6 protein-coding genes and 1 pseudogene are annotated in these 8,510 nt (G+C 73.0%); 4 read left to right on the forward strand and 3 right to left on the reverse strand.

Annotated elements, in window-relative coordinates:
* A partial coding sequence (locus ACSNOD_RS24720; RefSeq protein WP_436769244.1) for a replication initiator occupies positions 1-1,007 on the forward strand: 1,007 nt, incomplete at its 5' end.
* 125 nt (positions 1,008-1,132) lie between these two features.
* Here the strand turns inward: ACSNOD_RS24720 and ACSNOD_RS24725 are convergent.
* Entirely contained in the window at positions 1,133-2,572 is a 1,440-nt protein-coding gene (locus ACSNOD_RS24725) for a recombinase family protein (RefSeq protein ID WP_436769245.1), read from the reverse strand.
* A 57-nt stretch (positions 2,573-2,629) separates the two neighbouring features.
* Between ACSNOD_RS24725 and ACSNOD_RS24730 the strand changes: the two are divergent.
* Positions 2,630-2,764 (forward strand): annotated as a pseudogene (locus tag ACSNOD_RS24730) (dicarboxylate/amino acid:cation symporter); the annotation flags it as partial.
* Positions 2,765-3,011: 247 nt separating this feature from the next.
* The gene (locus ACSNOD_RS24735) at positions 3,012-3,608 is read left to right on the forward strand and encodes a TetR/AcrR family transcriptional regulator (RefSeq protein ID WP_436769249.1); all 597 of its coding nucleotides are present in this window, start codon (positions 3,012-3,014) and stop codon (positions 3,606-3,608) included.
* A gap of 113 nt (positions 3,609-3,721) precedes the next feature.
* Here the strand turns inward: ACSNOD_RS24735 and ACSNOD_RS24740 are convergent, their stop codons facing one another.
* Positions 3,722-5,023 carry a lipase family protein gene (locus ACSNOD_RS24740; RefSeq protein WP_436769246.1) on the reverse strand — a complete coding sequence of 434 codons (1,302 nt, stop codon included), beginning with the start codon at positions 5,021-5,023 and terminating at the stop codon, positions 3,722-3,724.
* Between the two features lie 91 nt (positions 5,024-5,114).
* Positions 5,115-6,407, reverse strand: coding sequence for an AraC family transcriptional regulator (locus tag ACSNOD_RS24745; RefSeq protein ID WP_436769247.1), 1,293 nt, complete (start codon positions 6,405-6,407; stop codon positions 5,115-5,117).
* Between the two features lie 253 nt (positions 6,408-6,660).
* Between ACSNOD_RS24745 and ACSNOD_RS24750 the strand changes: the two genes are divergently transcribed.
* On the forward strand, positions 6,661-8,510 hold a 1,850-nt coding region (locus ACSNOD_RS24750; RefSeq protein ID WP_436769248.1), incomplete at its 3' end, for an AMP-dependent synthetase/ligase.

Here is an 8,510-nt window from a genome sequence, read left to right on the forward strand (position 1 = left end):
TCGCCCCCGACCGTTGCCACCCCCGCCGTGACCCTCGTCCCTGCCCCCACGACACCGTGCATGCCTGCACCGCCGTCCACGCCGACGGTGATCCGCTCATAGGCCAGTCGCTGTGCCCGGCCTGCTACGACTTCACCGCCCACGTGCTGTGGCATGCGCACGCTGGAGCCCTCTGGGACCGCTTCACGCGCGCCGTCCGCCGGCACCTGGCCACCCTCGGCGGGCTCCCTCAGTCCCGTTTCCCTGACCACGCCCGGCTCTCCTTCGCCAAAGTCGCCGAATACCAGCACCGGGCCGCCGTCCATGTTCACGCGGTCGTCCGCCTCGACGGTCCCCACGGCCCCGTCGACCCGCCCCCGCCATGGGCCACCACCGAGGCACTGATCACGGCCGTCCGTCATGCCGCCCGTACCGCCCGCGTCCGCACGCCGTACAGCCCGGCCCTTGGCCAGCACACCCTCCAATGGGGTGCCCAACTCGACGCTCGCCCCCTCCGCAGCACCCACGACGAAACCGGCGGCCTGGCCGATGACGCCATCGCCGCCTACGTCGCCAAATACGTCACCAAGAGCGCCACCGACACCGCCACCGGCGCCGACTATCGCTTCCGCACCCCCGAGGAGATCGACGCGATACCCACCACACCCCATGTGCGTACCCTCATGCGCACCTGCTGGCGCCTCGGCGGCCTCCCGGAGCTCGGCCACCTTCACCTGTGCGCCTGGGCACACACCCTTGGCTACCGCGGCCACATCCTCACGAAATCCCGCGTCTACTCCACCACCTACGCCGCCCTCCGGCTCGCCCGCGCCTGCCACCAGGGCGCCTTCACCGCCGGTTCAGCCGGCGCAGGGCCCGGCTGCGTCACGGATGCCCACTGGCGCTACATCGGCTCCGGCCATACCCCCGGAGCCGCCCTCCTCGCATCGGGCATCGCCGAAGATCTCACCCGAAATTGGGAGATCACCCGGGACCAGCTCCGGCAGCGGGGACGGCTCCTTGGCTGACATGCAGTCCGACCCGTTCCCGGAGTGGATCAGCGATGTTCTCTCGCGCTGGGTGCCGCCGGCGGACTATGACGCCCGCCTGGCGGCGGTGGTGGACGGGTACTTGGCTGCTCGGCTGACAGCCGTCAGGCCTCGGGTTGACTTACCTGCGAGCCCACCGGCCAAACCCTGATCGAGTCCAGCTCCGGCGGCTTCCTGCGCCCCCGTCCCACACTGAAGACCTCACACCGGTCGATCACGCTCGCGATGATCGACCGGCGTCGCTCCAGGTTCTGCATGTCGTCGTCCCTCCACACGGTGAGGGCATCCGCCTCAACGCGGGACTCCCTGACGACCGTGGCGGCCTCTCGGGCCCGAAGTGCCTGTAGTTGTCCTCGAAGGTGGGTCAGCGAGTCGAAGTAGTCCTCATCCGCCATGAGGCCCTCCTTCCACCGACTCCGCAGTGCTCGGATGCGCTCCTCCGTGACCGCAATCTCGCCTGACAGATCCTCGGTCGGGGCGGCCTGCGGCTGGGGCATGCGCTTGGTCAATGCTGCTTCAACGACTTCGTTCAGCCGGGCCTCGATCCAGTCGTATCGGCGGTTGACCTTGCCGCACCCGTTCTCACCGCCCGCTCCGACCTGGCCGGAGTGGCAGAACGTACGACGGAAGGTTCGCCCTTGGATGGTTGCCCACTGAATCCGCATGGTTGATTGGCAGTGACCACACGTGAGAAACCCCGAGTACAGGTGCTTTCTCTTGCCGGAGCCCTTGCCTGCCGGGGTCGCGCGTTGATCCAGGACAGCTTGGACGTTCTCCCACTCGGTTCTGGTGAGGGGGTGTGGGTAGATGCTGTCGCCGATGTCCTGGCCCTTGTAGGTGACGATTCCGCCCACGCGCTGGGATCGATACACCCTCTTGACCTTGTGGATGTCCCAGGCTGTGTTGCCCTCCGGCGTGCGTAGGCCAGCTTCGTTCCACAGCCGGGCGATGTCTCCCGGCGTTTTCTGGTCCATCAGCATCTGGTAGCCGCGCTTGATCGCCTCGCTCTCCCGGGGTTCCAGCTCTTGGAGGTTCGACCCTTCCTTGAAGCCGAACAGGCGGCTGCCGCCGGCGTGAGGTTTCCCCTTCTCGCGGCGCTGCAATAGTGAGCTGTTGATGCGTTCCGACATGCGCTCGGTTTCCTGTTGCGCGACCGCGCCTTTGATCGTGAGGATCATCCGCCCATTGGCGGTGGATGTGTCCTCGCCTTCCGTCGTGGCGAACGCGAAGCCGTGCTCCTTCTGTTCTTCAAGGAAGTGCGTGAGCTCCGCGATCCGGCGCGTCAGACGGTCGATGGAGTAGACGACGATGCCGTCGATGAGCCCGTCGCGGGCATCGCGGAGCATCTGCGTGTAGACGGGTCGCCCCCTCCTACTCGTCGTTGATGCCGACGTGTCGTTCTCGGGGTAGACCTTGAGGACTTCCCACTTGAGCCGCTCGCAGAGTTCGCGGCACGCCTTCTCCTGGCGCTGGATTCCTAGTTCCTCCCCCTTACGGTCCTTACTGATGCGGACGTAGATGCCAACGCGCTTCGGCTTCGCCATGCTGTCCCCTCCGTCAGCTGTCCCCAGAGAGTGAACGTACATACTCGCTGAGCAGTTACCAACGTCGCGGGCCAGTCGCTGGTCCCGATCCTGGTCTCGGCCCGGGAGAAGATCCTGGACCGCGAGGCGTACGAGGCGGCGGACGGCTCGAAGCTCGACGACGAGCCGCGGCCGGTGCCGGTGGCGGCGTAACCCGCCGGAGCACGCCCGAAGCACGGCGCCCCCTGCCTCCCGATCGGGAGGCAGGGGGCGCCGTCGTATCCGCGGAACGGCCCGCTCGTCCGCCGCTGCCGTCGGGAACGGGCCGAATCGGGCGTTGGGGCGGTGTCGGCACGCCCCGTAGTCGTACTCTTACCGGCGAGTAATCGACCGGCGCGAGGGGGCGGCGAGGGTGGCGGTACGGAGCAGACGGCTGCCACGGGCGGTGCGCGAGCGGCAGATGCTCGACGCCGCGGTGGCGGTCTTCGCCGAGCGCGGCTATCGGGCCGCCTCCATGGACGACATCGCCGAGCGCGCCGGCGTGTCCAAACCCCTCGTCTATCTGTATCTGAACTCCAAGGAGGAGCTCTTCGGCGCGTGCGTCCGGCGCGAGGCCGACGCGCTGGTGGCGGCCGTGCGGGAGGCCGCGGGGTGGCCGGAGCGGCGCGAGGCGCTGCCGGCGGACCAGCGGCTGTGGAACGGGCTCCGGGGGTTCTTCGCCCACACGGCGCGGCGGCCGGACGGCTGGATCGTGCTGCACCGGCAGGCCCGGACGAACGGCGAGCCCTTCGCGAGCGCGGTGGAGGCGGTACGGGGCGAGGTGCTCCGGCTCGTCACCGAGCTGATCGCGCTCGGCGCGCGGGAGGCCGGGTGCGGGGGGCACCTGGTCGAGCGGGAAGTGTCCGGGCTGGCCCACGCGCTGGTCGGCGCGGCGGAGTCCCTCGTCGGCTGGGCCGACGAGGGACCCGGCCGCGACCCGGCGGTGACCCTGATGAACTTCGCCTGGACGGGCCTGGAGAACGTGATCGCGGGCCACCGCTGGCAGCGGCGCGACTGACGCCGAAGGACGGTCACGGCACCTGTCGTGCGCCTCGTACGGGCGTTCACCGGGCCCCGCCGGTCCGGCCCGGGCCGGATCTCAGGCCCCGCCGGCCCGGCCCGGTCCGGCCATCAGGCCCCGCAGTTGCCCCCCTCCGCCCGCTGCCCGGTGAACCGCTCGGCCAGCCAGTCCATCGCCGGGAACGCCCCCGCGATCACCCCGGTCACATGCCCGAGCGGCAGGGTCTGCCACCGCACCGACGCGCCCTTCCCGCACCAGTCGGCCCGCAGCTTCCGCCCCACGTCGTAGGGGATCAGCTCGTCCAGCGTGCCGTGGTAGAGGTAGACCGGGTGGTCCGGCGCCCGGGTCCCGAGGTCGCTCTCGCGCAGTCGCCGCTGCCAGTCCGCCTCGTACAGCGGGTTCCGCACGGTCACGTCGGATATCCGCTTGAAGAGCCCGGCGACGACGTCGACCGCCACGCAGTGCTTCGTCACGAAGTCGAGGTAGAACCGGCCCTTGTCGTTGAGGTACCGGTCGAGCCGGAGCTCGGGGAAGGCGGCGTTCTGCCCGGCGGCGGCCATGAGGACGAGCCCCGCCCCGATGTTGCCGTTGTTGAAGTCGGCGGTCCTGAGCAGATCGGCGGGGACGCCGCCGGTCGCCGTGCCCTTGACGTTCAGCTCGGGCGCGTAGCTCGCGCGCAGCTCGGCCGCCCAGCTGGACGCCTGGCCGCCCTGGGAGTAGCCCATGATGCCGACGGGGGCGTCGGCGGCCAGCCCGGCCTGCGGCAGCCGCAGCGCGGCACGGGCCGCGTCCAGCACGGCGTGGCCCTCGGCGCGCCCGACGGTGTAGGTGTGCTCGCCGGGGGTGCCCAGGCCCTCGTAGTCGGTCACCGCGACCGCCCAGCCGCGCCCCAGCACCTGGTTGATGAGGTTGGCCTCGACGGTGGTGCCGTGCGGGAAGCCGGCCGAGGGCGCGCAGTGGTCGCCCGGCCCCACCGTGCCGACGGCGTACGTCACCAGCGGGCGCGGCCCCGTACGGCCGTCGACGGGCACGATCACCGTGCCGGAGACGACGTTGGGCCGGCCCGTGGCGGTGGTGGAGCGGTACTCCACGTGCCAGGCGCGGGTGGCGGTCGGCACCCCGGGCAGCGGGTGGAAGGAGGTCGGCGCGGAGCGGACGATGTCGCCGGGCCGGCCGGTGTCGGTTTCGGTCCCTGTGTCGGCCGCGGCGGGCGTCGCGGCGGCGGTCGGTGTCGGTGCCGTGGCGGAGGCGGGGGGCGGCGCCGGTGCCGTGGCCGCGGCCGCCGCGCCGGCCTGCGGCAGCGCGGTGGCGAGCGACAGGGCCGCGACGGCCGCGGCCGCCCAGGGGCGGGCGCGCCGCCGGCCCCTCGGGGGCGTGGGACACGGGGAATGCGGAGTTGCGCGAAGACGCATGCGGCTCTCCCAACTGTCCGACGGGATGGGGATGTCGGGTGTCGGGGGGACCGTAGTGACTCACGAGTAAGTCCGGCGCTGACCGGACAGCTCAGCTTTGCTGACTCCAGTTCTCAGGGTGGGTGGGGTGCGGTGGCTGTCCGCCGGCCGGGCGGTACGGGTCCGTACGGGGTGGGCGGTACGTGCCCGGTGCGGTGTCCGTCGGGGCCTGGCGGTGCGTGGCCGGTGCCGTGTCCGTACGGGGTGGGCGGTACGCGTCCGGTGCCGTGCCCGCCCAGGCCAGGCGGTACGCTCCCGGCGTCGTGCCCGTCCAGCGGCGGAACGCCCGGTGGAACGCCGTGTCCTCGGAGAACCCGAGCCGCGCCGCCAGCTCCGCGATCGGCTCCCGGCCCTCCGCCAGGCCCGCGAGCGCCGCCTCCCGCCGCACCGCGTCCTTCAGCCGCTGGAAGGACGTGCCCTCCCGCTGGAGCCGGCGCCGCAGTGTCGCCGGGCTGACCGCCAGCCGCGCCGCCACCTCCGTGAACTCCGGCAGCCGGCCGGCCCGCGCCCGTACGGGTCCGTTGCCCGCCCCGGCGCCTGCCCCGCCGCTGCCGGGGCTGCCGCTGCCGGTGCCGCCGCGCACTGCCCGGGTCAGCGCCCGGCGCACCTGCTCGGCCACCGTCGTGCCGTACTCCCGACGGCTGAGCAGATCGGCCGGCGCCCGGTGCAGCAGTTCCTCCAGCGCGGCCTCGTCCTGTACGACGGGTGCCGCCAGCCAGCGGGCGTCGAACCCCGCGCCCGTACGGTCCGCGCCGAAGCGGGGCGGACAGCCGAAGAGGGCGTCGTACTCCTCCGCGTAGGACGGCGGCGGGTACGCGAACTCCGCCCACAGCAGCGGGATGCGACGGCCGATCAGCCAGCTGGTCAGCCGGTGCCAGATGACGAGCACGCTCTCGGCGAGGAAGGGGTCGCCGCCGGCCGGCCGAGGGGCGCCGGTCGCCGGGCCGCCGGCCGCCGGGTCGCCGCGGAGGGAGAAGACCGCGGTGCCGTCGTCCCGCTCCGTCACGTCCAGGTCCGGGCCGCCCGGGAACAGGCCGTAGAAGCGGACGCCGCGGCGCAGCGCCGCGCCGAGATCGGCGCAGCCCAGCGCGGCGTAGCACATCATCGCGAAGGTGCCGGGGCGGCTGGGCGAGGGCGCCAGTCCCAGGAACTCGTCGCCCGTGGCCCGGCGCAGCTCCTTGATGAGGCGGGTGAACTGCTCGGGGGAGACGCGGGCGCGCGGGTCGGAGAGCAACAGCGGTGCGATGCGGGCGCGTTGCAGCAGCGGGACGGTGTCGAGGCCCAGGCGCTCCGCGCCCCGCAGCGCCGCCCGCACGTGATGGACGCCGACCGTCCGCCTGCCCATGTCCCGCACGGTAGCCCGAATGAGCGCGGAGGTCAGCGGTGGTGACGCCTCCCGTCATCCCGGACGGGGCCGGCGGTCCTTAGCGTCTGCCCCGCGGCGGGGTGGACGGTTGTGCGGTTGTGCGATTACGTGGCTGCGGCGCGGATGCGTGGCTGCGCGGATGCGTGGTCGTGCGGTTGCGCGGTTGCGTGGGCGTGCCGTTGTGCCGGTTTTGTGTGGTTGCGCGTCGGGCGGACTGACCCAGGAGGTCACCATGCGGGAGAGCGCGGAACGCCAGGTCGTGTCCCATGCCGAGTCCGAAGCGGTGTCCGATGCGGCGCCTGATGCGGTGCCCGATGCGGTGCCCGGTGGCGCGGTCGACGCCGGGCCCGTCCCCGGGGCGCCGTACCCCGCCACGCTCGCGGAGTTCGCGGAGTGGGCGGCCGACCGGTACGGCCCGCTGCCGGCCCTCCGCTTCCGGCCCCGCGACGACGGGGCCGGCACGAGTGGGGCGGGCACGGGCGGGGTCGGCACGGGCGGGGCCGCGGCCGACGGCTGGGCCGTCACCACGTACGACGAACTGCGCGAGCGCGTACGGAGTATCGGCCGCGGCCTGCTGGGCCTCGGCGTCGCCGCCGGCGACCGCGTGGCCGTCTTCGCCGAGACCCGCCCGGAGTGGACGCACGCCCAGCTCGCCGTGTTCGCCGCCGGCGCGGTCGTCGTGCCCGTCTACCCCACGGCGGGCGACGAGGAGATCACCTGGGTGCTCGGCGACTCGGGCACGTCCGTGATCATTTGCGAGGACGCGGCCGGCGCGGAGCGGATCGAGCGGCTCCGGCCCGAGCTGCCGGAGCTGCGGCACGTGATCGTCATGGCGGGCGGGGCGTCACCCGCGGACACGCCCCCGTTCTCGCCGGCGCCTCGGCCGCTGCTCGCCGCGCTGCCCGAGCGCGCCCCGCTCGACGCCCTCCTGGCCCGCGCCGCGACCCGTACCGCCGACGACGTCGCCTCCATCGTCTACACCTCCGGCACCACCGGGCCGCCCAAGGGCTGTCTGCTCAGCCACGGCAACATCAACGCCGTCCGGGACGGCACGCTCGACCTCGGGGCGAGCGGCCCCGGCGACGCCGTGTACGTCTATCTCCCGCTCGCGCATGTGATGGCGCAGCTCATCGTGCTCAAGACGCTCCTGCAGGGCGCGACCGTCTGCTACTTCGGCGGCCGGGTCGAGAACATCCTCACCGAGCTCGGCGAGGCCCGGCCCACGCATCTGCCGTCCGTCCCCCGGCTCTTCGAGAAGGTGCACGCCATGGCGCTCGCGCTCGCCGAGGCGGGCGGTGACCCGGCCGGTTCGGGCGGTGATCCGGCCGGTTCGGGCGGGGGCGCGGAGGGCGGCTCGGGTGGGCGTGAGCGGTTCGAGGCGGCGGTCCGCCTCGGGGTCCGGGTCGCCGAGATGCGGGAGGCCGGGCACGAGCCCACGGGGGAGCTGCGCGAGCGCTGGGAGGCCGCCGAGAAGACCCTCTACGCGCCCGTCCGCGCCGCCTTCGGGGGCAGGCTGCGCTGGGCGCTGACCGGTGCGGCGCCCATCCCGCGCGCCACTCTCGACTTCCTGCGCGCGTGCGGCATCGACGTGTACGAGGGGTACGGCATGACCGAGTCCGGCGGGGTGATCGCCTGCACCCGGCCGGGGGCGGTCAAGCCGGGCACGGTCGGCAGACCCATGCCGGGGTGCGAGGTGCGGATCGCCGAGGACGGGGAGGTGCTCGCGCGGGGCGCGAACGTCTTCCTCGGCTACCACCGGAACGAGGCCGCCACGCGGGCCGCCGTCGACTCCGACGGCTGGCTCCACACGGGTGACCTCGGCTCCTTCGACGAGGACGGCTATCTCACGATCAGCGGCCGCAAGAAGGACCTGATCATCACGTCGGCGGGCAAGAACCTCGCGCCGACGCAGGTGGAGCAGGCGATCCAGGAGTCCCGCTGGATCTCCCGGGCGGTGATGATCGGCGACCGGCGGCCCTATCCGGTGGCCCTGCTCACGCTGGACCTGGAGGAGGTCGAGGGTGGCGCGCGGGATGGGCGCCGCACCGGTCAGCGCCCAGCGCAGCCTGCCCCCGAAGGCGG

The sequence above is a fragment of the Streptomyces sp. URMC 123 genome (assembly GCF_051386515.1).
GTDB lineage: Bacteria > Actinomycetota > Actinomycetes > Streptomycetales > Streptomycetaceae > Streptomyces.